General features: G+C 43.6%; 19 protein-coding genes. 10 read left to right on the top strand and 9 right to left on the bottom strand.

The annotated features are described in order from the left end of the window. Positions 1-318 precede the first annotated feature (318 nt). A complete protein-coding gene (locus J7I42_RS21690) occupies positions 319-2,268 on the top strand; it encodes a KUP/HAK/KT family potassium transporter (protein ID WP_209140969.1) in 1,950 nt (649 codons plus the stop codon). Between the two features lie 318 nt (positions 2,269-2,586). On the opposite strand, the gene J7I42_RS21685 is transcribed toward J7I42_RS21690, so the two are convergent. Continuing rightward, a complete protein-coding gene (locus tag J7I42_RS21685) occupies positions 2,587-3,912 on the bottom strand; it encodes a sigma-54-dependent transcriptional regulator (RefSeq protein ID WP_209140968.1) in 1,326 nt (441 codons plus the stop codon). 476 nt (positions 3,913-4,388) lie between these two features. Here J7I42_RS21685 and J7I42_RS21680 point away from each other — a divergent pair, with 476 nt between their 5' ends. Continuing rightward, the gene (locus tag J7I42_RS21680) at positions 4,389-5,045 is read left to right on the top strand and encodes a rhomboid family intramembrane serine protease (protein WP_209140967.1); all 657 of its coding nucleotides are present in this window, start codon (positions 4,389-4,391) and stop codon (positions 5,043-5,045) included. On the opposite strand, the gene tilS is transcribed toward J7I42_RS21680, so the two are convergent. Next, a complete protein-coding gene (gene tilS / locus J7I42_RS21675; protein WP_209140966.1) occupies positions 5,029-6,477 on the bottom strand; it encodes a tRNA lysidine(34) synthetase TilS in 1,449 nt (482 codons plus the stop codon). The genes J7I42_RS21680 and tilS overlap by 17 nt on opposite strands. 8 nt (positions 6,478-6,485) lie before the next feature. Next, the gene (locus tag J7I42_RS21670) at positions 6,486-6,797 is read right to left on the bottom strand and encodes a tetratricopeptide repeat protein (protein ID WP_209140965.1); all 312 of its coding nucleotides are present in this window, start codon (positions 6,795-6,797) and stop codon (positions 6,486-6,488) included. Between the two features lie 109 nt (positions 6,798-6,906). Between J7I42_RS21670 and J7I42_RS21665 the strand changes: the two genes are divergently transcribed. The 4 genes from J7I42_RS21665 to ispE all read left to right on the top strand — a co-directional run bounded on the left by J7I42_RS21665 (position 6,907) and on the right by ispE (position 10,405). Then, positions 6,907-7,650 carry an electron transfer flavoprotein subunit beta/FixA family protein gene (locus tag J7I42_RS21665; RefSeq protein WP_209140964.1) on the top strand — a complete coding sequence of 248 codons (744 nt, stop codon included), beginning with the start codon at positions 6,907-6,909 and terminating at the stop codon, positions 7,648-7,650. 65 nt (positions 7,651-7,715) lie between these two features. Next, positions 7,716-8,684 carry an electron transfer flavoprotein subunit alpha/FixB family protein gene (locus tag J7I42_RS21660; RefSeq protein WP_209140963.1) on the top strand — a complete coding sequence of 323 codons (969 nt, stop codon included), beginning with the start codon at positions 7,716-7,718 and terminating at the stop codon, positions 8,682-8,684. 150 nt (positions 8,685-8,834) lie between these two features. After that, entirely contained in the window at positions 8,835-9,365 is a 531-nt protein-coding gene (locus J7I42_RS21655) for a bifunctional nuclease family protein (RefSeq protein ID WP_209140962.1), read from the top strand. A gap of 173 nt (positions 9,366-9,538) precedes the next feature. Further along, a complete protein-coding gene (gene ispE / locus J7I42_RS21650) occupies positions 9,539-10,405 on the top strand; it encodes a 4-(cytidine 5'-diphospho)-2-C-methyl-D-erythritol kinase (RefSeq protein ID WP_209140961.1) in 867 nt (288 codons plus the stop codon). Between the two features lie 32 nt (positions 10,406-10,437). On the opposite strand, the gene J7I42_RS21645 is transcribed toward ispE, so the two are convergent. Beyond that, complete coding sequence (locus tag J7I42_RS21645; protein WP_209140960.1) at positions 10,438-12,018, bottom strand: hypothetical protein; 1,581 nt, start codon at positions 12,016-12,018, stop codon at positions 10,438-10,440. A gap of 427 nt (positions 12,019-12,445) precedes the next feature. Between J7I42_RS21645 and rocD the strand changes: the two genes are divergently transcribed. The 3 genes from rocD to J7I42_RS21630 all read left to right on the top strand — a co-directional run bounded on the left by rocD (position 12,446) and on the right by J7I42_RS21630 (position 15,175). Then, positions 12,446-13,672, top strand: a complete 1,227-nt coding sequence (gene rocD, locus J7I42_RS21640; protein ID WP_209140959.1) for an ornithine--oxo-acid transaminase — start codon at positions 12,446-12,448, stop codon at positions 13,670-13,672. A gap of 76 nt (positions 13,673-13,748) precedes the next feature. Next, positions 13,749-14,435 carry a VIT1/CCC1 transporter family protein gene (locus J7I42_RS21635; RefSeq protein WP_209140958.1) on the top strand — a complete coding sequence of 229 codons (687 nt, stop codon included), beginning with the start codon at positions 13,749-13,751 and terminating at the stop codon, positions 14,433-14,435. A gap of 23 nt (positions 14,436-14,458) precedes the next feature. Then, positions 14,459-15,175 (top strand): Uma2 family endonuclease, encoded by a 717-nt coding sequence (locus J7I42_RS21630; protein ID WP_209140957.1) that lies wholly within the window; start codon positions 14,459-14,461, stop codon positions 15,173-15,175. 8 nt (positions 15,176-15,183) lie between these two features. Here the strand turns inward: J7I42_RS21630 and J7I42_RS21625 are convergent, their stop codons facing one another. The 3 genes from J7I42_RS21625 to J7I42_RS21615 all read right to left on the bottom strand — a co-directional run bounded on the left by J7I42_RS21625 (position 15,184) and on the right by J7I42_RS21615 (position 18,609). Further along, positions 15,184-15,582 carry a hypothetical protein gene (locus J7I42_RS21625; protein ID WP_209140956.1) on the bottom strand — a complete coding sequence of 133 codons (399 nt, stop codon included), beginning with the start codon at positions 15,580-15,582 and terminating at the stop codon, positions 15,184-15,186. 25 nt (positions 15,583-15,607) lie between these two features. Next, positions 15,608-16,855, bottom strand: a complete 1,248-nt coding sequence (locus tag J7I42_RS21620; RefSeq protein ID WP_209140955.1) for a multidrug effflux MFS transporter — start codon at positions 16,853-16,855, stop codon at positions 15,608-15,610. A 95-nt stretch (positions 16,856-16,950) separates the two neighbouring features. Next, positions 16,951-18,609 (bottom strand): glycoside hydrolase family 28 protein, encoded by a 1,659-nt coding sequence (locus J7I42_RS21615; RefSeq protein WP_209140954.1) that lies wholly within the window; start codon positions 18,607-18,609, stop codon positions 16,951-16,953. 823 nt (positions 18,610-19,432) lie between these two features. On the opposite strand from J7I42_RS21615, the gene J7I42_RS21610 reads away from it, so the two are divergent. Next, positions 19,433-19,846: a hypothetical protein gene (locus J7I42_RS21610; RefSeq protein ID WP_209140953.1), complete on the top strand. Its 414-nt coding sequence runs from the start codon at positions 19,433-19,435 to the stop codon at positions 19,844-19,846. Positions 19,847-19,953: 107 nt separating this feature from the next. Here J7I42_RS21610 and J7I42_RS21605 read toward each other — a convergent pair whose 3' ends face one another. Beyond that, complete coding sequence (locus tag J7I42_RS21605; protein ID WP_209140952.1) at positions 19,954-20,175, bottom strand: efflux RND transporter periplasmic adaptor subunit; 222 nt, start codon at positions 20,173-20,175, stop codon at positions 19,954-19,956. 308 nt (positions 20,176-20,483) lie between these two features. After that, a complete protein-coding gene (locus tag J7I42_RS21600; RefSeq protein ID WP_209140951.1) occupies positions 20,484-20,894 on the bottom strand; it encodes a nuclear transport factor 2 family protein in 411 nt (136 codons plus the stop codon). Positions 20,895-20,933: the final 39 nt, after the last annotated feature.

Here is a 20,933-nt window from a genome sequence, read left to right as displayed (position 1 = left end):
TCCGGCTATAAAGAGGATCAGCGTTAGCATAGTATAAATTTTTGCTGAACCAATTGCCAACGGGATGCCGTAAAAACAGAAAATGCGGAAACAACAACAAGGAGTTAATAAACAACCAGATACAAAGATTTTGCTAACGAAGGTTCATACTATGGCTTTTGAAGACCATGCCATTTTGAAAAGGTGTTTTATCAAATTGGAAGGGTTTTACAATAAAAAATGCATTTCTTGCATTGTAATAATCGGCTTTCGTTCCCTACTAATATTAAACCCGGAAAAATAAAAAGCTTCCGGTTAAGGTTAAAACAAGTAAATAAAATGAGCTCATCTTTATCACCGGCTGTATTCCATAAAAAAATCACAGCAGCAGGTATTTTGATCGCCACCGGTATTGTGTTTGGCGATATTGGTACGTCTCCTTTATATACATTGAATGCGGTTTTCCATGACCGCATTATCACAAAGGATATTGCCCTGGGCGCCTTTTCGGCTATCTTCTGGACGCTCTTTTTTCAGACCACGCTTAAATACGTGATCATCACCCTGCAAGCCGATAACAAGGGTGAGGGTGGTATTTTCTCTTTGTATGCATTGATCCGCCGTTTTTGGGGTAAATGGTTATTGATCCCTGCCATGGCTGGTGGTGCCTTTTTAATGGCCGATGGTATTATTACGCCGCCCATTTCAGTGGCTTCTGCTATTGAAGGGCTGCAAAAAATAAATCCGCATATCAACACGGAGCCTATCGTGATCGCGATCCTGATTGGCTTATTTGCCTTTCAGCAGTTTGGTACTGATAAGATCGGTAAGGTGTTTGGTCCCGTGATGGTGGTATGGTTCACCTTTATTGGAGTGCTGGGTGTAATGGCCCTTAGCCATGAACCGGGTGTGTTTAAAGCGTTGAATCCCTACTATGCCTATGTGATGTTGAAAGAAGTGCCCGGTGGGTTCTGGCTATTGGGTAGCATCTTCCTTTGTACTACGGGTGCCGAAGCCCTGTATAGCGATATGGGCCATTGCGGTAGAAACAACATCCGCATAAGCTGGATCTATATCAAGATCATGCTGATCCTGAGCTATGCCGGTCAAACAGCCTGGTTGCTTCAACACGTAGGTCAGGAGGTTGGTAATGTGAGTCCGTTCTACCACATTGTTCCCGATGCCATCTACCTGCCTTCCCTGGTCATTGCGACCATGGCTACCATCATTGCCAGCCAGGCACTGATCAGTGGTTGTTTTACCCTGGTGAATGAAGCCATTCGCCTGGATATCTGGCCCCGCCATCGCGTATTGTTCCCCGGTCACATAAAAGGACAGATCTATATTCCTTTTGTGAACTGGTTGTTGATGGCTGGTTGTTTGGGTATGGTGGTATACTTTAAAGAAAGTACCAAAATGGAAGCGGCCTTTGGATTGAGCGTTACACTTACCATGTTGATGAGTACGGTACTGATCAATTTCTACCTGCATGCCAAACGGGTGCCCATGATCTGGGTAGTATTGGTTACCGGCTTGTTCCTGTTGATAGAAATGTCGTTTTTGACAGCCAACCTGCAAAAGGTGAAAGAAGGCGGTTGGATAACCTTGTTGATCGGTGCGGCCTTGTTCCTGATCATGTATGTATGGCGTAAAGGCCGGTCCATTACCAATGGATTGAAGAAAATGGTGCCGATAGAAAATTATATTCCTTTATTAAAGGAGTTAAGCATTGATGAAAAGATCCCTAAATACGCTACCAACCTGGTTTATTTAACCAGTTCAGGTACGCCCCGTAAAATAGAAAAAACAGCCATCGATTCTATTCTGTCAAAATCACCCAAACGGGCCGATATCTACTGGTTTGTGCACGTGAATGTACTGGATGAACCGTACGCCATGCGGTACCATGTTGATACTATTGTAAAAGACGACGTGTACTTTGTGGAATTCAACCTGGGTTTCCGCATTGAGCCGCGGATCGACTATTATTTTCAGCAGGTAGTGAATGAACTGGTAAAAACGGGTGAAGTGGATGTATCGAACCGTTGTGAACAACATTATCAGGAAACCAAGATCGGAGATCTGCGCTTCCTTGTAATGGAAAGCTTCCTGTCGTTCGAAAATGCGATGTCGTTCTGGAAAAACTTTGTGATGAAAAGTTATTTCAACCTCAAATACCTGAGCGTAAAGGAAAGCATCAACTTCGGACTGGACCCCAGTAATGTAACTATTGAAAAATATCCGGTGGTGGTTAGTGCGGTGCAGCACCCGCCGCTGGTAAGACAGTAATGTCAGTTGTGAGTGGTGAGTTGTGAGTGGGTTCTCTAATGCTCAGACTAGCTGGCCTCACTACTACGTAACCGTCAGTTGTGAGTGGTACCCTTAACTCAGCCTCACTACCAAATTCAAACCTCACTATAGCTATAAATAAATGTGCCCTTATGGAGAAATTGCTTTCTCTATAAGGGCACTATCTTTTTATAAGTTTTAAGGCTGAGATTAATCAGGATGCTCGAAAATCGGTTCCCCATTCCGACGATGCATAGGCTTGCAAAAACTCAGAGATCTGAAAACCAGCGAGCCCACTCACAACTGACAACTCACTGCTCACAACCCGTATTCTTCCATTTTTCTATACAACGTCGTCAACCCAATCCCCAATAACACCGCGGTCTTGGTCTTATTCCCATTTGTATAGCGGAGTACTTTTTGAATATGGTCTTTCTCTACGCTGGCCAGGGTAAGGCTGGATGAACCTTTGTCCTGTTTCTGAATATCAAAAGGCAGGTTTTCGGCTAATATAGTATCCCCTTCCGCCATAATGGTGGCTCTTTCCAGCACATTGCGCAATTCGCGGATGTTCCCTTTCCAGGCATGGCGTTGCAACAATTGCAATGCTTCTTTTTGGATCTGTAAAACCGGGCGGTCTTCTTTGGCAGCATAATAAGCCAGGAAATGACTGGCCAAAGCCGGAATATCTTCCGCATGTTCGCGCAAGGCTGGTAAAGAAATGGTAAATACATTCAAACGGTAATACAGGTCTTCGCGGAATGTGCCATCCTCTACCATTTTACTCAGGTCGCGGTGAGTAGCCGCAATAATGCGCACATTTACTTTGGTGGTCTTTACATCCCCCAGTTTTATGAATTCACCATTTTCAATTACCCGTAGTAGTTTGGCCTGCAGGTCAATATTCATTTCGCCTATTTCATCAAGGAACAGGGTGCCCCCATCGGCCAGTTCTACCAATCCTTTTTTGTCTTTGTTGGCACCTGTAAAGGCACCGGCCTTGTGACCGAACAACTCCCCTTCCAGCAGGTCTTTGGCAAATGCGCTGCAGTTGATGGCAACGATCGCTTTATCACTCCGTTTACTATGCGCATGAATGGCATTGGCAAATACTTCTTTCCCCGTACCTGTTTCGCCCAGTAACAATACATTGGTGTTTGCAGGCGCAATGCGCTGCGCCAGTTGGATGGCTTGTTTTATAAGGGCGCTTTGACCAATGATATCATCAAATGTATAAGTCCCTTTGTCTTTGATCTTAATAGCCGATCTCTTTTGCGCGGTGGCTTTATCGAAAGCCTGGTACAGCAAGGGTACAATGCGATCGTTGTCATTGCCCTTGGTTATATAGTCGAATGCACCGTTCTTTATAGCCTGTACCCCATCAGGAATATTTCCAAATGCAGTTAATAAGATAATCTCGATGAGGGGATATTTTTCTTTTAATTCTTTCACAAAACGAACGCCATCGCCATCGGGTAATTTAACATCGCACAAAACGATGTCGGGTTCTTTTTGCGCCAATTGCGTCCAGGCAGCCTTGAGGGTGCCGGCCTGTTCAACCGTAAAACCTTCCAGTGAAATAATTCGGCTTAATAATTTCCGCAGCTGCTCTTCATCATCAATCAGTAAAATATTGCCCGGCATAAAATGATTTAATGCCCAAAGGTAATATGCAAAAAATGAAAAAAGTCCTGACGAAATTGTCAGGACCATTATATACCTATGAAGACTATTCCTTTTTAATGTGTATGTTGGCTACTTTCTTTTATCACATTTGCCCGGTAGCCTGCGACGTATTATATATATTCAATATCGTACCATGCCAATGGCGGAAAATACCGGAAAATAGACCCACTTTTGAAAAACCATAGCTTAGTTATTGGCTTTCAATCCATTGAATTCAAAATCGCAGGATGAAAATAAATATTAAATAGCAGATTTATAAGCGTAGGAATACGCAAGTTTGTTCCAAAACAGGAATTAACACTATTTTTTGGGAAAGAAATTCACCATTCACCCCTAGTCTTTTCTGTTATATGCCACAGAATGGCCTTATCCTGGCCGGGGAGGGTGTGGGGTGAACCCTGTTTCTTATTATTTTTGATCATCAATACATAGCAATGAACTTAACTTTCACGATAACCCTCACCATAATTGTAATTACCTGCCTGGTTTCATTGACCGCATTTTTTAGAGAGAAGGTGTATGAGGATTTTATTTTTGACCCACTGGCTATTACCTATGATAAGCAATGGTACCGGTTTTTAACCTGTGGCCTTATTCATGCCGATTATGGCCATTTGTTTTTCAATATGTTTTCGCTGTACGTATTTGGAGATGGGGTTGAAAAAAACTTTGTCTACCTGTTCCACGAAAAAGGAAGATTGTTGTATCTGATATTATATATTTCGGCACTTTTTGCCTGTTTGATACCTACTTATTTAAAACACCGCACCGAACAATACCGCAGCCTGGGCGCCTCGGGCGCCATTTCGGCCGTGATCTTTGCTTATATTATACTTAATCCTTTGAGCGAAATGGGGCTGATCATTGTGCCGGGATTCAGGATCCGGGCATTCATTTTTGGTTTCCTGTACCTGGTCATCTCTTCTTATCTCGACAAACGTGGTGGCGGGCGGATCAACCATTCGGCCCATATTTTTGGGGCCCTGTATGGAATTGCGTTCCTGTTTGTTACCAGTTATTTTTTATCAGACCACAACGTGCTCCAGGAGTTCATACAGCAAATTCAGGCCTATACTAGCCGTTATTTTTAAGCTGTATTCGCAATACCTGTTTTGTTGAATCGGTGATTTTAAACCGGTCATCGATCCGAAGGCCTACTACCCACAGGATCTTCTTATTGCTTTCGAGCACCCATACTTTTTCTTTATCGGTCATGGATAGCTTTTGATCAATAAAGAAGCGGGCCAGCTTTTTCTTCTTTTTTAACCCGAGCGGGTAAAAATAATCGCCCCGTTTCCATTTGCGAAGTAACAGGGGGAACTGCAACGTGCTTTTATCAATTAAAGCTATAGCAGGGTCATTTACCAGTTGTATGTTCTTGTTTTCAACCTGTTCCAATTCAAGGGCGCCGTTCTCAAACACCAGGCGTTCCTCATCGGCATCAATCACCAGCGTTTGCGCCTGTTCCAGTTGGATTGGCGCAATAATAAGCCAGCGTCTGTTCTTAATAATACGATGGGTAGCCGATTGCACATAACGGCCCGATTCACTACCCAACAATTTGATCACTTCTTCAACCTGAGCCGGGGAAAAACCATAATTCCTGATGATCTCGTATACAATAGCATGCAGCGGTTCCGATTTCTGTAATTTCAGTACCGGAATATGTATTTCCTCCCCTTTATATTCCAGGAGCTTTTTCTTGTGTAAAGTTACAGCTTGCTCATACAATAGTTCCATATCGGCAAAGCGGCGCAGGTTAGCCGCCAGGTTATTTTCTGCTTCGGGATAAATATGCTGCACCAGCGGAATAAGCTGGTTGCGGAAATAATTACGCGAATATTTGTCAAGTGCATTTGAACTGTCTTCCACCCAGTTCAATTGGTTATCTGTTGCAAACTGTTTTAACTCCTGTTTACGGGCAAATAAAAGTGGCCGTACAATATGGCCCTGTTTGGGCAACATGCCCCGCAAACCATGGATGCCGGTGCCTCTGAAAAAATGCATCAGCATGGTTTCGATGTTGTCGTCTAAGTGATGCGCTGTTAATACGGCAGACGGCAGACGGCAGACGGCAGACGGCAAAAGGTAGACGGCAGACGATTCCGGGTTCGGGGTTCCTCGTTCTGGGTTCAAGGCTCCAGGTTCGGGGTTTTCATACTTCTTACTTCCTACTTCAGACTTCAGTATCTCTGCAAACCAACCATATCTCAGTTCCCGTGCCGCCTCTTGTATTGACAGTTTATTCTTCTCAGCAAACTCCGCTGTATCAAATTCCTTTTTTAAGAAGGGTACCTGATAATGTTGGGCCAATTGCTGAACAAACGCGGCATCGCGCTCGCTTTCATTTCCCCTTAATTTAAAATTGCAATGTGCTATTAGGAATGAGTATCCTGCCTGTTTGCACAATTCGCACAATACAACAGAGTCAATCCCACCACTCACGGCCAGTAGTAAGGTATCGCCGGGAGAAAAAAGTTTATGATCAGAAACATATTGTTGAAATCGTTGCAACAAACTCATGCAGTAATTTAAAATGTTAGCTCTTCGTAGGCACTTCTCAGCTCACCAAAGGCATGGTTATCGCCCGCTTTTTTGGCGGCTTCCATCCCCTTTTCATACCATTGTATGGCCGCGTTGGTGTCGCCGGTACGCTCTAATAATTTAGCCAAATGGTAATAAGAACCGATATAACCGGGGTCTTGCGTAAGTATTTCCTCAAAAATTTCCCGGGCCGTTTTATCGTCCTCAATCTTGATGTATTCCAGTGCCAGCGCGTGTTTAAGAAAACTGTCGGCAGGGTTGGCCTGTAAAAATTCCTTTAGTTTGGTAATACGGTCCATTGTCCTCAATTAAAAATTCCGTAAAATATCAAAATGTATCTTTATGGCACTTATATTTGTATATACGATGGTTGCATAAACAACCAATAAATCAATAAATTTATTGCCAATGAAGATATTAGTTTGCATTAGCAAAACGCCGGATACCACGGCAAAAATAGCTTTCACTGATAACAATACGAAATTTGCGCAGGACAACGTACAATGGATCCTCAATCCGTACGACGAATGGTATGCACTGGTTCGCGCTATTGAACTGAAAGAAAAAGATCCTGCAACTGTATTACACCTGATAAATGTTGGCGGCGCCGATGCCGAGCCTGTTATCCGTAAGGCTTTGGCCCTTGGTGGCGATGAGGCCATTCGGGTAAACACCACCAGCAGTGACAGTTTTTATATTGCTTCCCAAATTGCCGAAGTAGCAAAACAGGGTAATTATGACCTCATTTTTACCGGTAAGGAAACCATCGATTACAATGGTTCTTCCATTGGTGGCATGGTGGCCGAACTGCTCGATATGCCTTATGTATCGCTGGCAATAAAATTTGAATTGAATGGCACTACCGCTACCGTTACGCGCGAAATTGAGGGTGGCGAAGAAGTGTGTGAAGTGAATTTACCCGTTGTAGTTAGCTGCCAGAAAGGTATGGCCGAACAGCGTATCCCCAACATGAAAGGCATTATGGGTGCCCGCACCAAACCATTAAAAGTGCTGGAACCAGCTGCAGCCGATACGCTTACTACCGTTGCCAGCTTTGAATTACCACCGGCCAAAGCAGGCGTTAAACTGATCCCTGCTGATAATGCGGCCGAACTGGTACGATTACTTCACGAGGAAGCGAAAATTATTTAGTTGATAGGTTTCGATTGTTTTGCCTTGTCAACTTATCAACTTGTTAACTTATCAATTCAAACTACATGTCAGTTTTAATATTTATCGATCAGGCCGATGGCCATGTAAAAAAAGCCTCTTATGAGGTATTAAGCTATGGCGCTAAAGTAGCTGAACAATTAGGCACTACTGCCGAAGGGGTGGTGCTGGGTGCGGTCCCTGCCGATCAATTGGCAGCCCTTGGAAAATATGGGGTAAAAAAGATACACCATGTGGCCAATGATACCCTTAATCACTTCGATGCACAGGTATTTACCAATGTAATTGCCCAGGTAGCTCAAGCCGCCGGTTCAAAAGTTATAATATTTTCCAACAACGTTGATGGTAAGGCTATCGCGCCCCGTTTGAGTGCCCGTCTTAAGGCCGGACTGGTGCCTGGTGCAGTAAGTTTGCCTGAAACTGCCAATGGTTTTACGGTTAAGAAAAACGTTTTTTCAGGTAAAGCTTTTGAGAACCTGACCATCAATTCCGATATAAAGATCATTTCCCTCAACCCCAATTCTTATCAGGTGGTTGAAGGCAGTGGAACTGCCGAAGTGTCGCCTTTTAATGCAACGGTTGATGCACCAAAGGTGAAAATAAAAGCTGTAAACAAGGCCAGTGGCGAAATACCATTAAGCGAAGCCGAAGTAGTAGTAAGCGGTGGCCGTGGCTTAAAAGGCCCTGACAACTGGGGTTTGATCGAAAACCTGGCCCATGTTCTGGGTGCAGCTACTGCCTGCAGCCGCCCTGTGGCTGACGAACATTGGCGCCCCCATCATGAACATGTTGGACAAACTGGTCTTACTATTGCGCCTAATTTATATATTGCAGTCGGCATTTCGGGCGCCATACAACACCTGGCCGGAGTGAACCGAAGTAAGGTGATTGTGGTTATAAATAAGGATCCCGAAGCCCCCTTCTTTAAAGCGGCCGATTATGGTATTGTGGGTGATGCTTTTGACGTAATACCCAAAATAACGGAAGCGGTAAAAAAGCTGAAAGGAATGGCATAAATTAACCCGGTATATTCAATGAAATGAGGCTAAATGATTTGGGCTCATTTTTTGAATAAAAACCCTTAGTTTCGTGCTTTCGTTATGAAGAAAATAGAGTTGGAAATAGTTGCCTTATCACACAGCATAACACAAACTCATTCTTATGCTGTGGTGCTAGGAGAAGTAAACGGGTTGCGTCGCCTGCCCATCGTCATTGGTGGTTTTGAAGCGCAAGCGATAGCTGTGGCTTTGGAAAAAATGCATCCAAGTCGACCGCTCACGCACGACCTGATGAAAAATTTCATGAATGCCTTTAACATTGATCTACAGGAGATCGTGATCTGTGATCTCCAGGAAGGCATTTTTTATTCTAAGCTGGTTTGTGTGAGTGAGCATGATACTGTTGAAATTGATTCAAGAACATCCGATGCGCTGGCCCTGGCTGTGCGCTTCGGATGTCCTATTTATACCTACGATAATATTCTCGAAAGTGCCGGTATTTTGATGGAAGACCCATCTGGCAAGAAAAAGCAGCCGCGTGAAGCCGTAGCCGCTGAATCTTCTGCCGGTACCGACGACTTAAAAGCGCTGACCCTGGAGGAGTTGAACACCCTCCTGAATGAGGTGCTGGAACAGGAAGATTACATTCGGGCCATAGCTATTCGTGACGAGATCAACAGCCGCAAAAGACGAGGCTAGCATACCAATTACTGAGTTTGCGATTTTGTGATCTGGAAATCTACAGACACAAAAATCACGAAATCGCTACATCGCGGGCTAGCATACCGATCTTTTGGGTTTGGATATTTAGTGCTCTCTTGCCTTAACCAAATCACCCAATCCCGCAATCTCAAAAATCACAAAATTCTCCCGTGGTTTCTTTTCCCAATTGTAAAATAAATCTCGGACTTCATGTTACCCGCAAACGTGAAGATGGTTACCATGACCTGGAAACCATTTTTTACCCATTGCCTTTACGGGATGGACTGGAAGTGGTGAAGGCAGATCCCGACAAGTCGGGACAAACGGCAGAGACTGGCAATAGACAATGGGAAATGGGCAATGGGGTTTCCCTTCATGCAAGCGGTCTCACTGTTCACGGAAATCCCGAAGACAATCTCTGTATAAAGGCTTATAACTTACTCAAGAAAGATTTTCCTCAATTAGGTCAAATAGATCTTTACCTGCACAAAGCCATTCCTATGGGTGCCGGATTGGGTGGTGGTTCCGCTGACGGCGCATTTACCCTGCAATTGCTTAACGATAAATTTCAACTGGGCCTGTCGCGCGAAAAGCTGCTGGACTATGCCCTGCAATTGGGTAGTGATTGCCCGTTCTTTATCATCAACAAAGCCTGTTTTGCCACGGGCCGCGGTGAATTGCTGCAAGCCATACAACTCGATCTGTCGGCTTATTCTTTTCTGGTAGTACATCCGGGCGTTCATATCAATACAGGCTGGGCTTTTTCACAGCTCACTCCTGCCCCTTCACCACAACCTTTACCAGACATCATTCAACAACCGGTTACCAGCTGGCGCAATATCCTGACAAATGATTTTGAAGCGCCGGTTTGTAAACACCACCCTGCCCTGCAAGCCATCAAAGACGAATTGTATAAAAGTGGGGCTTTGTACGCCTCTATGACGGGTAGCGGATCTTGTTTTTTTGGCATCTTTCTCAAAAACCAGCTACCCGCCATACAATGGCCTGCCAATTATCTATCATTCACTATTGAGTAAAGTACCTTTTCTATTCAACATCCCCAAGCCCACTAATCAAATCGCAGACAACCAAGCTGGCATCTTGTTCTTGCAAGGCGATGCATCTTTTCTGCATAGATCACCAACGTATTAGGGCTAACGCTTTCACAAGAAGGTATTTTGGCAATCACCCCCATTCCTTTATTACTGAAAAGGCTTTGTCTTTGCAGTTCCCCTTTGTCATTCACCACAGCCATAACAAACTCAGTGTTGCTTTCATTACCCCAGGACCTTACTCCTTTCTCCAGATCACGATTAAGATTCTTTTTGCTGTCATTATAGAATAAAACAAGGTTGTTGCCCTGGTTCATCCATTTAAAGGAAATATTATGGTCCATATAAGCTTGCTTTTGAGCTTTGGGCACCCGGGTATAAACAACGTTGCCATCTTTCTTATAATTGATCACTACAATATCTTCCGCTACATATACAGGATATTCCGAGTAGCTATGTGTACTGCTGTTATAGGTACGGACAATGTATTCATAATTAAGCTCCGTTAACAGATCAACACTGCCATCGTTGCGTTTGTTGGTGCCCATGATCCTAAATCTTGTATATAGACCCGGATCATCGGTTTTAAGACTTGCATTTCCGTCTTTCTTCACCATGGCAAGGATCCCATCAAACGAAAATTCCTGCATTCTTTTCATAGTTATCAGCTTGGTATTCTTATCGAATATGGCCATAAAGCTGCCACTTATATAACTATTGTACTTGTTCTTGTACAAGCCCAGCATGGTAATATTTCCATCTGTATTGAACTCGAGGGAGACATCATGAACAAATTTATTCTGAAAATCAAGCGTATGCTCGCGTGGTCTGGCGTCGTCTTTCCCGTAAATGAAAAATTTATACTTATAAGAAGGAATGCTTTCTCCATTTTCTCTTATCCGTTCTCTATTTACTTCTTTATCATAGTGCTTACACATCACGTAGACCTCGCCTTCATTCGACACCCTGAACTCATCCACCACCACAAATTTATCAGCATAAGGCAAAGTGATCATTTTCTCCCAGGCCTTGTTCATTTTATTATCCCATACGCTGATGAAGTATTTTTCATTTTCATTTTTATTATAGGGTGCATTTGCCATCACCATCACGTAATTTTTATCAGGAGATGGTTTAACGGTGATACCAGCCTGGTTCCTCTTGCTGATGGCATCAAACTTACCTACCTCTTTTGTGTTGGTTACCCCCAGGGTTGTTTGATCAATTTGTGTAGCCTGTAATGTGGTAAATTTCTCATCCTTATCATACTGTTTGGTAAACATAACAATGTTACCGTTCAGGTTGAATATAGTATTAAAATTTATGTTCTTATCGCTTGCAAACAGTTCCTTTTCATAAAGCTGGTTCAACTTTTCATCAAAGCGCGACAAGACCGGGGTCATGCCTCTGTTTTGGAAAATAAAGCCCAAAGAAATAACATCGGTACCTGATCCATTCATAACAGTGGCCAGACTGGGCATGTACCTGGACCTTTTCTCAATATCGCCCCAGGTAAGCTTTCCAGTATTTTGCGCATAGGGTTGCAGGTAAAAAAAAGCAGCAGCCGAAAACAATAGTAATTTCTTTAGCACGATCATAAGAGATTAAATATAAAAAAAATGGGCTCCCAACAATATGCCCAGCCCTTTCCTGTATTAGTGATTTCCTTTATCACAAGCACAACTCTTGCGCAACAAGACAGAGCGATTAAACAACGAGATACTTACCTAATTATTTTCTATTGATCGTACCGCACCCCAGGGGCGTTTGTTTTTATACAAATTTTAACTCATCGCCTAAATTGATTATATTTGCCGAAATAGCTTTTGTTATCAATTACAAGCTCTACATACCACACTTTCTTCATTACAACCTCGATTTTCTAAATCATCGAGGATAATTTTTTGCTGGTCCGGCCAAGGCGGGACCAGGTGTACAGCCATTGTACTATCATTTTTTGGTTTACCCTTTACTAACTCTGTTTTACTATTCATTGAGTATTAATAATTTCTATTTCACCCGTTTATGGTTACTACTTTATCAGCAAAAACAAAGCATTTTCTTGATCTGGAAGAGCAATTTGGCGCGCACAATTACCATCCCCTGCCCGTAGTATTGGAAAAGGGTGAAGGGGTGCATGTTTGGGATGTGGATGGCAAGCGCTATTATGATTTCCTGAGTGGCTATTCGGCCGTTAATCAGGGTCATTGCCACCCAAAGATCATTGCGGCCTTTATGTTGCAGGCGCAACAACTGACGCTTACTTCCAGAGCTTTTTATAACAACGCACTGGGTGAGTATTCCCAATATATTACCAGCTATTTTGGCTACGATAAAGTACTCCCCATGAACACAGGGGTTGAAGCAGTTGAAACGGCCATTAAACTGTGCCGGCGCTGGGGCTATGCCGTAAAAGGCATACCTGAGAACAAAGCGACCATCATCGTTTGTAGTGAAAACTTCCATGGCCGTACCAGCACGGTGATCTCATTCAGTACCGATCCTTCTTCACGTAACCAGTTTGGCCCTTACATGCCCGGCTTTACGGTTATTCCATACAATGATCTGCCGGCTTTGGAAAAAGCATTACAGGACCCGAATGTAGCGGGCTTCCTCGTTGAACCTATTCAGGGAGAGGCGGGTGTTGTAGTACCTGCTGAAGGTTACCTGGCACGGGCAAAACAATATTGCGAAACAGCCAATGTATTGTTCATTGCCGACGAAATACAAACCGGGTTGTGCCGTACCGGTCTTATGCTTGCCAGTGACCATGAAAATATTCAACCCGATATCTTAATTCTGGGCAAAGCCCTGAGTGGTGGTACGCTACCAGTTTCGGCGGTACTGGCCAATGATCCTATTATGTTAACCATTCGCCCCGGCGAACATGGTTCAACGTATGGTGGTAATCCGCTGGCCTGCCGGGTGGCCATTGAATCGCTGCGGGTGTTAAAAGAAGAAAACATGGCTGCCAACGCAATGGCCATGGGTGAACTATTAAGAAAAGAATTACTGGCCCTTGCTTCCCCGAATATTGCCGCGGTACGTGGAAAAGGATTGTTAAACGCTATTGTAATTGACCATGCTGATAAAAATGCCGCCTGGAATTTATGTTTAACATTAAAAGACAATGGACTGCTGGCCAAACCTACACATGGTGATAAGATCCGTTTCGCCCCGCCGTTAATTATTAACCGCGATCAGATCATGGAGTGTGTCCAAATTATAAAAAAGAGCCTGGAGAGTTTATAAACACCCTGTTATTAAGTTATTGGGTTCGTGAGCTAATAACTCAATAACTTAATAACTTACGATCTAAAGCACTATAATGGAGCATCAGGAAGAACATTTAGAAAGCGCAGCCTGGCTTACTGACATTGTAATTGGAATGAGCGATGGGCTCACCGTACCTTTTGCACTGGCAGCCGGTTTAAGCGGCGCTGTTAGTTCAACCGGGATCATCGTCATTGCCGGTATTGCTGAAATTGCCGCGGGCTCCATTGCTATGGGACTGGGCGGTTACCTGGCGGGTAAAACCGAAATAGACCATTATAACAGCGAACTAAAACGCGAGTACCGCGAAGTGGAGCAGGTGCCTGAAAAAGAAAAAGAAGAAGTAAGAGAATTTTTTGAGAACCTGGGACTAAGCGAAGACATTCAACAAATGGCTGTTGAAGAAATAGCCAAAGACAAACAAAAATGGGTCGACTTTATGATGAAGTACGAACTGGGGCTTGATAAACCCGACCCAAAACGCGCCACCAAATCTGCGCTAAATATCGGTCTATCATATGTGGTGGGCGGATTAGTACCACTGAGTCCCTACTTCTTTACTGATACACCTGTAGAAGCGTTGAAGATATCCGTAGTGGTTACATTGATCTGCTTATTTATATTCGGTTATTTTAAAAGCCGCATGACGGGCATTCATCCGTGGGCGGGCGCTTTACGTGTAATGTTCATCGGTGCTGTTGCAGCAGGAGCAGCTTTTGGCGTAGCGAAGATATTCGAATAATAAAGAATTCGTATATTCATGGTATGGAGACTAAAATACCAGCAAAGGACAACAGCAAAAAACGCTATACCCTTGAAGAATTCCGTCAAATGGAACGCGAACCTGGTGTGGAGTATCAGTACCATGAAGGTTATGTTTGGGAAGTAAACGAATCAGCATTGTCGTATAACAATAAACACTATACCGTTGAGGAATATCTTGAAATGGAGCGCGCTTCGCCCTTGAAGCATGAATACTTTCAGGGTGAGATATTTGACATGGCTGGCGCCTCTCCCAGGCATAACTTCATTTTTTCAAACGTATTTGGAGAAATGTGCATACAGTTGAAAAATAGTCCCTGCCACCCATTTGGAAGTGATATGCGAATGCATATTCCAGAGAATACACTGTTTACCTACCCAGACATTTCAGTTTATTGTGGCGACCCAACTATTACAGAAGTAGATGAAGATACTGTCATTCAACCTTCTGTTATCATAGAGATACTGTCAGAAAGCACAAGGAATTATGACCGGGGCAAGAAATTTAGTCGTTACAAGGACATACCCACACTAAAAGAGTACATACTTATCGAAACCGAAATAATTGGTGTAGATGTATTTCGCATTGACGCACATAATCAGTGGGTAAAGCAAGAATACAAAACGCTACAGGAAACAGTTCAAATACCCACTGTAGATGTATCACTTTTAATGAAAGACATTTATAATGGTACCCGTCTGGTAAAATTGGTTAAATAATTTCTCTATTATTTCTTCGGTCCCTCCTGGATCTTCATATCGGGGAATAAAGCCATTGCCATCATAAGCGCGGCTGATGCCAGCATGAGCCATAAACCGGCTAATTTATCAGGACAAATACCGCGGTAACAACCTGAGTACATGATGAAGCTTTTTATGGCGTAGGACAAAATAATAGCGCAGACAAACATATTCCAGCGTTTGGCCCCTACTCGCTGGATGGCAAATAATACGCTGGCTATAATTGACATTACAATAAACACATACCCCGGTTTACCATAAATATTATTTTCGGTAAAGAAACCGGTAAAGTTCTTATTCAGATCGGGATGGAAGGTCCAGGGTAAAAAACCAGCAATAACAAGAAGAATAGCAGCTCCAATGCCAATCCATTGAGAATATTTCATAGCCGCAAACATACTACATTACCCGTTACAGCGTACTGATCATCTCCACATCTTCCTGTTCCACCGCATTTTCACGGGCCTTCAGGCAAATAATCTTCCTGCCCACCAGCAAAACAGTCAAGGCGCCCGTAGCACAGCAAGCCATTACCCCCGTCATAGGCAGGGCTGTATTGTTCTGGAATACACTTACCAGGGCCGAGGTACCCGCTCCGATGCTCATTTGGATACCACCTAATAAGGCGGATGCGCTGCCGGCATTATGGCCAAATGGCGCCAGGGAAAGCGCCGAGGCATTGGGAAATGTAAAGCCCTGGCAACATAAAAAAAGAAAGATAAGAAAGATAGTGAGAAACAGATCGCTAAAGCCGGAAAGGGTTAGCGTCACCAACACCAGTCCCACAAATGCCTGGCAGGCCAGCGCTACTTTTATGATCTGTTCGCTGGTATATGTTCGCAACAACACGCTGTTGATCTGGCTGGAACCGATCAACCCCATGGCAATCAACGCAAAGATCCATCCGTATTGTCTTTCACTTACATGAAAAATACCCATAAATACAGAAGGTGATCCACCAATATACGCATACATCCCGGCCGCTGAAATGGCCGCGGTTAATGCGTACGTGTAAAACTGCGGATGTTTTATAATGCTGACAAAACTATTGAGAATGGGTTTGGGCTTCAGGGAGAAGCTTGGGTCGGGCTTTTTGCTTTCAGGCAATAAAAAGTAAATACCGGCAAGAATGAATGCATTAACGATCATCAGCAACACAAACACCCAGCGCCAGCCCAGCAATGCAGTAACATAACCACCTGCCGTAGGCGCTACAATAGGCGACACCGCCACTACAAGCATCAGGGTGGAAAACACTTTTGCATTTTCTTTTACTTCAAACAGGTCACGTACCATGGCACGTGCCGCAACCATTCCCACACAACCACCGAGGGCCTGTAATAACCGCATAACAATCAACGCCTGTACCGAAGCAGCCATCGCGCAACCCAGGGAAGCCAGTAAATAAATGGTAAGCCCCACATACAAAGGTTTTTTCCGGCCAAAGCGCTCCAATAATGGGCCATAGATAAATTGACCAGCAGAAATGCCAATGAAAAAACTGGATAAGGACAGCATCACCTGCGACATGTTGGCATGCAAGCCCCTGGCAATATCCGGAAAAGCCGGCAGGTACATATCGATTGAAAATGGTCCAATTGCCGTTAACAGGCCGAGAATGAGAATCAGGTAAAACCGGTTGGTGGGTTTATTGTTCATTCATGCAAAGCTACAGAGGAATTCAGTTTTTTTTTATGATTATAAAAAAAGGGGACCCGTTGCCGCCCCCCCCTGCGGTATGTGTCTGGGTAAAATTATTCTGTTATAAATGCCGACCTGCTGGCGCCATTGCTGAACGCTACCTTGTTGCGATTGTTCAGATTGGCGTTGGATACTCTTATGTTCTCGTTCTTGTTGCCATTGATGCTGAATACCACACCGGCATCGGGTGAATATTTAAAACCAGTCATGGTAATATTGGAGCCAGACTCCACATACACCACCGGATTGGAATTGCTGCTTAATAAAGTAAGGTCCTTCATCCGGATGTCATTCGCTTCGATGATCTCAGCTCCTTTGTTTGTTTTCAGCACTATATTATTCAGATCGATGTCCTTTACTTTCATTTCAGGCAATCCCCTGATAAAAATGCCCCTGTTGGCGCCGTTGCATACAATATCGGTAATTTGAAAATTGCGGAACCGTGGCGTAGCTTCTGTTACGGGCGGCACTTCTACTTTTTCACCAGCAGCAGGGGGTTTGGCGAAGTAGTACATATCGAACAGAATGGCATCCTGTACAATATCCTTCATGCGGATATTTTTCACATAGATATTCTCTACTACCCCACCCCGGCCGCGAACTGTTTTAAAACGCAGGCCAATATCGGTACCCATGAAAGAACAATCATACACAAAAATATTGCGGGCGCCGCCACTCATTTCGGAACCAATAACAAAACCACCATGCGCCTTGTATACAACATTATTGCGAATAATCACATTCTCGGTGGGTTTGCCTCTTTTTCTTCCTTCCTCATCTTTGCCTGATTTAATGCAAATGCCATCATCACCTACATCGAACGTACTGCCTTCTATCAAGACATTTTTACAACTCTCTACATCCAACCCATCACCATTCTGGGCATAATCAGGATTCTTTACAAAAAGATTCCGCACGGTGAGGTCTTCACATAAAACGGGATGCAAACACCAGGCGGGTGAATTTTGAAAGGTCACCCCTTCCAGCAATACCTTTTTGCAATTATTAAAAACAACCAGGTTGGGTCGTAAAAAGTCTTTGATGTCCTCAAAGTCTTTCAGGGTTTGTCCGGGTAACCATGCTGTTCCCCGTTTTTGATCAAACGCCAGTTTTGTTTTGACCGAAGGGAACCAGATGCGGTTATCGCTGCTTACCAAACCACCTGAGGCCACTTTGGCTTTCCATTGCGATTCCGTAAGCCTGTCGCGGCCTACCATACGCCACACATCGCCATTTCCATCAATTACCCCACGGCCGGTTATGGCAATATTTTCCAGGTTAGTACCCTGAATAGGCGACTGATTACGAGCCGAACGTCTTCCTTCGTAGGTACCTTCCACCAACTGGTATTGATCAAAGTCTTTTGAAAACAACAAAATAGCATCCCGGTCCAGATGCAGGTTTACATTGCTTTTCATTTCAACCGGCCCGGTTAACCAAATTCCGCCGGGTATCAACACAACCCCACCCCCTTTTTCGCTGCAGGTAGCAATGGCTTTATTAATGGGAGTTGTATTCAGAGCAAGGCCATCTGCTACCGAACCAAACTGTACAATGTTAAAGGTATCTGGTTTAAAAACGGGTTGCGTTACAGCAGGCAGATTACTCCAGGAAAAGGGCTCTTTCTCTTTGCTGGTTTGCGCATGCAGCAAAGCGGCAGGCAAACATCCTATTGCCAGCATGACTACTGCTACGATCTTGTTTTTTTTCATAATCACTATCAGACCGGTTTTAATAACCGAAGTTTTGTGAAAGGTTTGAATATGTATATGACGGCATTGCAGGGTGATTGGTTGCAGTGCTTTTGTTCGAAGATCATATGCAAGCTTGCCGTTTAGATTTAATAGAAAGCACCAAACCTATTTGTAAGCTGTTGAAAAGGGGTTCAATTTTTACCTGGAAGGTTTGAATTTTCGTATACGGCAATGTAAAACGTGAATTAGAACCAGGGCATCTCACTGCGTTCGATGCAATAATTCCTTCGCTACGCTCAGGAATGTCAAAGCCGACAATCGGCAATCCGCAATCGTGAAACGTCAAACGTAATATTAACAATCAACCCACCCCTATCATCAGTGTTTATGTGCTGCATGCTGCGCCCTCCCGATGCATCGGGAAGAGTTACTTCATTACTAAATGCATAACCGGAGAATTCGTGACAAACCGGATTTCTTCTAAATAACAGGGCTTATTAACTTAGCTAAACAAACTAACCATTAGCCATAGCCTTCCCCGTAAGAAGGCATTTCTTATCCTAATAGGTTTCCTGTTCTTTGTTCGTTTTTATGTGTGTTATCTCCCAGCGGGGTTCAGGCAAACCAAAAAAGGGTCGCTTAACCGCGATCCTTTTTTTAACAAAACTTAAAATGACTTCGTGACAAATTAATATAACCCGGTCAACAAATCTTTTAGTGTTTTGTGAGTTATCGCTATATTCCTTATCCAACCTAAAAGGATCGCCGATGTGGTGATCCTTTTTTTTGTGGCAGGGAATGGATTTTGCTTTACTATCCTTATTCACTAAAAAGAATCACCATGAAAAGAATTGTTTTATTATTAGTGGCTTCGTTATTTACTTTCACCTTAGTACATGCACAGAAACCTGAAGTTATTACAAGCAACAAGGCTGGCTGGCATAAGATCGGCGACGCCAAAGTTGATTTTAAAACAGATAAGGACAAGTTTGTTATTATTGGTAAGGACAGGTATAAAGCGCTTCAAGTGAAGGTTAAAGACGCACCTGTTCATATGGAAAGCATGCAGGTATCCTATGAAGGTGGTGGAACTGAGGATGTTGCACTTAATACGCAATACAAACCTGGTGCTGAAAGCAAAACAATTGAATTGAAGAACGGCAGCGCTGAGATCAAGAATGTAACATTTGTTTATCACACGGTCACGAATGGAAGTAATTCCAAGGCTGAAATAGAGCTCTGGGGCTTGAAGTAATTCAATGTTTATCCAGTGGTTTTTAATATATGAGCCCTGACGGTATAGTCAGGGCTCAATTTTTTTTATGAACCGTAGAAACAATTACACACTGTGTGACAGGGTCCTTACTTTATAACGGTGCCTTCTTTTATTTCATCTGTAGCATGTAAAAGGACCTCATTGCCACCGGTAAGCGCACCAAACACTTCCGTTGAATCTTTTGTTTTCAATCCTTCTTTTATATCAACCAAATGCGCCTTCCCCTCCTTAACAGTAATTATGTATTGGCGTACAGTTGAGCGTACGATCGCATTATTGGGGATCAGCAAAGATTTTGCGGGCGACAACAAGGGCACTTTTACCTCTGCAACATACCAGGTTTAAACAACTGTCTGTTGTTTTGAAGATCAATTTCAATGGCATCTGATCGCAAACTGGTCAAGGCATTGGCTGAGCGACTGATCTTGGCTTCATGTGTTTACTCGGGCATGGAATTAAAAACAAAACTAACGGGTCTGTTCAGATCAACCTGATCAACATACGCTTCGGGAATATAAACTTCCAACCTAAGCTTTTGCAAATGCTGTAATACCAGCATTGGCTGATCGTTCGACTTGCCCAGACAGACATTGTGTTGTTTTGCTGTATCTGACCCTTATTTATACCTTCTGTCCTTTTCCTCGATAGGATAGTCATTGGCGCTCATATCCCGACGACGCATCAACCCTTCTTCGTCAAATTCCCAATGTTCATTGCCATGGGTACGGTACCATTGCCCACCGGCATCGCGCCATTCATATTCAAAACGCACGGAAATACGGTTGTCGGTGTAACACCACAGTTCCTTCATCAATTTGTAGTCGAGCTCTTTTTGCCATTTACGGGTCAGGAATTCTTTGATGGCTTCGCGGCCGGTAAAAAATTCGGTACGGTTCCGCCATTCTGAATTAACGCTGTACGCCATGGATACTTTTTCAGGGTCCCTTGTATTCCAGGCATCTTCTGCCAGCTTCACTTTTGCCAATGCTGTTTCCCTGGTGAACGGGGGTTTAATTGTTGTACTCATATTGCAAAGTTTTATTTGTATTAATTTTGTACCAATCGG

This window comes from Niastella soli (assembly GCF_017742245.1).
GTDB lineage: Bacteria > Bacteroidota > Bacteroidia > Chitinophagales > Chitinophagaceae > Niastella > Niastella soli.
Note: the sequence above shows the minus strand (reverse complement) of the source record. Positions and strands in the feature narration are given on the sequence as shown.

What these genes read in the sequence shown, in the direction of transcription:
- J7I42_RS21690 (WP_209140969.1), top strand. Translation starts at nt 319, where the DNA reads ATGAGCTCATCTTTATCACCGGCTGTATTCCATAAAAAAATCACAGCA.
- J7I42_RS21685 (WP_209140968.1), bottom strand. Translation starts at nt 3,912, where the DNA reads ATGCCGGGCAATATTTTACTGATTGATGATGAAGAGCAGCTGCGGAAA.
- J7I42_RS21680 (WP_209140967.1), top strand. Translation starts at nt 4,389, where the DNA reads ATGAACTTAACTTTCACGATAACCCTCACCATAATTGTAATTACCTGC.
- tilS (WP_209140966.1), bottom strand. Translation starts at nt 6,477, where the DNA reads ATGAGTTTGTTGCAACGATTTCAACAATATGTTTCTGATCATAAACTT.
- J7I42_RS21670 (WP_209140965.1), bottom strand. Translation starts at nt 6,797, where the DNA reads ATGGACCGTATTACCAAACTAAAGGAATTTTTACAGGCCAACCCTGCC.
- J7I42_RS21665 (WP_209140964.1), top strand. Translation starts at nt 6,907, where the DNA reads ATGAAGATATTAGTTTGCATTAGCAAAACGCCGGATACCACGGCAAAA.
- J7I42_RS21660 (WP_209140963.1), top strand. Translation starts at nt 7,716, where the DNA reads ATGTCAGTTTTAATATTTATCGATCAGGCCGATGGCCATGTAAAAAAA.
- J7I42_RS21645 (WP_209140960.1), bottom strand. Translation starts at nt 12,018, where the DNA reads ATGATCGTGCTAAAGAAATTACTATTGTTTTCGGCTGCTGCTTTTTTT.
- rocD (WP_209140959.1), top strand. Translation starts at nt 12,446, where the DNA reads ATGGTTACTACTTTATCAGCAAAAACAAAGCATTTTCTTGATCTGGAA.
- J7I42_RS21635 (WP_209140958.1), top strand. Translation starts at nt 13,749, where the DNA reads ATGGAGCATCAGGAAGAACATTTAGAAAGCGCAGCCTGGCTTACTGAC.
- J7I42_RS21630 (WP_209140957.1), top strand. Translation starts at nt 14,459, where the DNA reads ATGGAGACTAAAATACCAGCAAAGGACAACAGCAAAAAACGCTATACC.
- J7I42_RS21625 (WP_209140956.1), bottom strand. Translation starts at nt 15,582, where the DNA reads ATGAAATATTCTCAATGGATTGGCATTGGAGCTGCTATTCTTCTTGTT.
- J7I42_RS21620 (WP_209140955.1), bottom strand. Translation starts at nt 16,855, where the DNA reads ATGAACAATAAACCCACCAACCGGTTTTACCTGATTCTCATTCTCGGC.
- J7I42_RS21615 (WP_209140954.1), bottom strand. Translation starts at nt 18,609, where the DNA reads ATGAAAAAAAACAAGATCGTAGCAGTAGTCATGCTGGCAATAGGATGT.
- J7I42_RS21610 (WP_209140953.1), top strand. Translation starts at nt 19,433, where the DNA reads ATGAAAAGAATTGTTTTATTATTAGTGGCTTCGTTATTTACTTTCACC.
- J7I42_RS21600 (WP_209140951.1), bottom strand. Translation starts at nt 20,894, where the DNA reads ATGAGTACAACAATTAAACCCCCGTTCACCAGGGAAACAGCATTGGCA.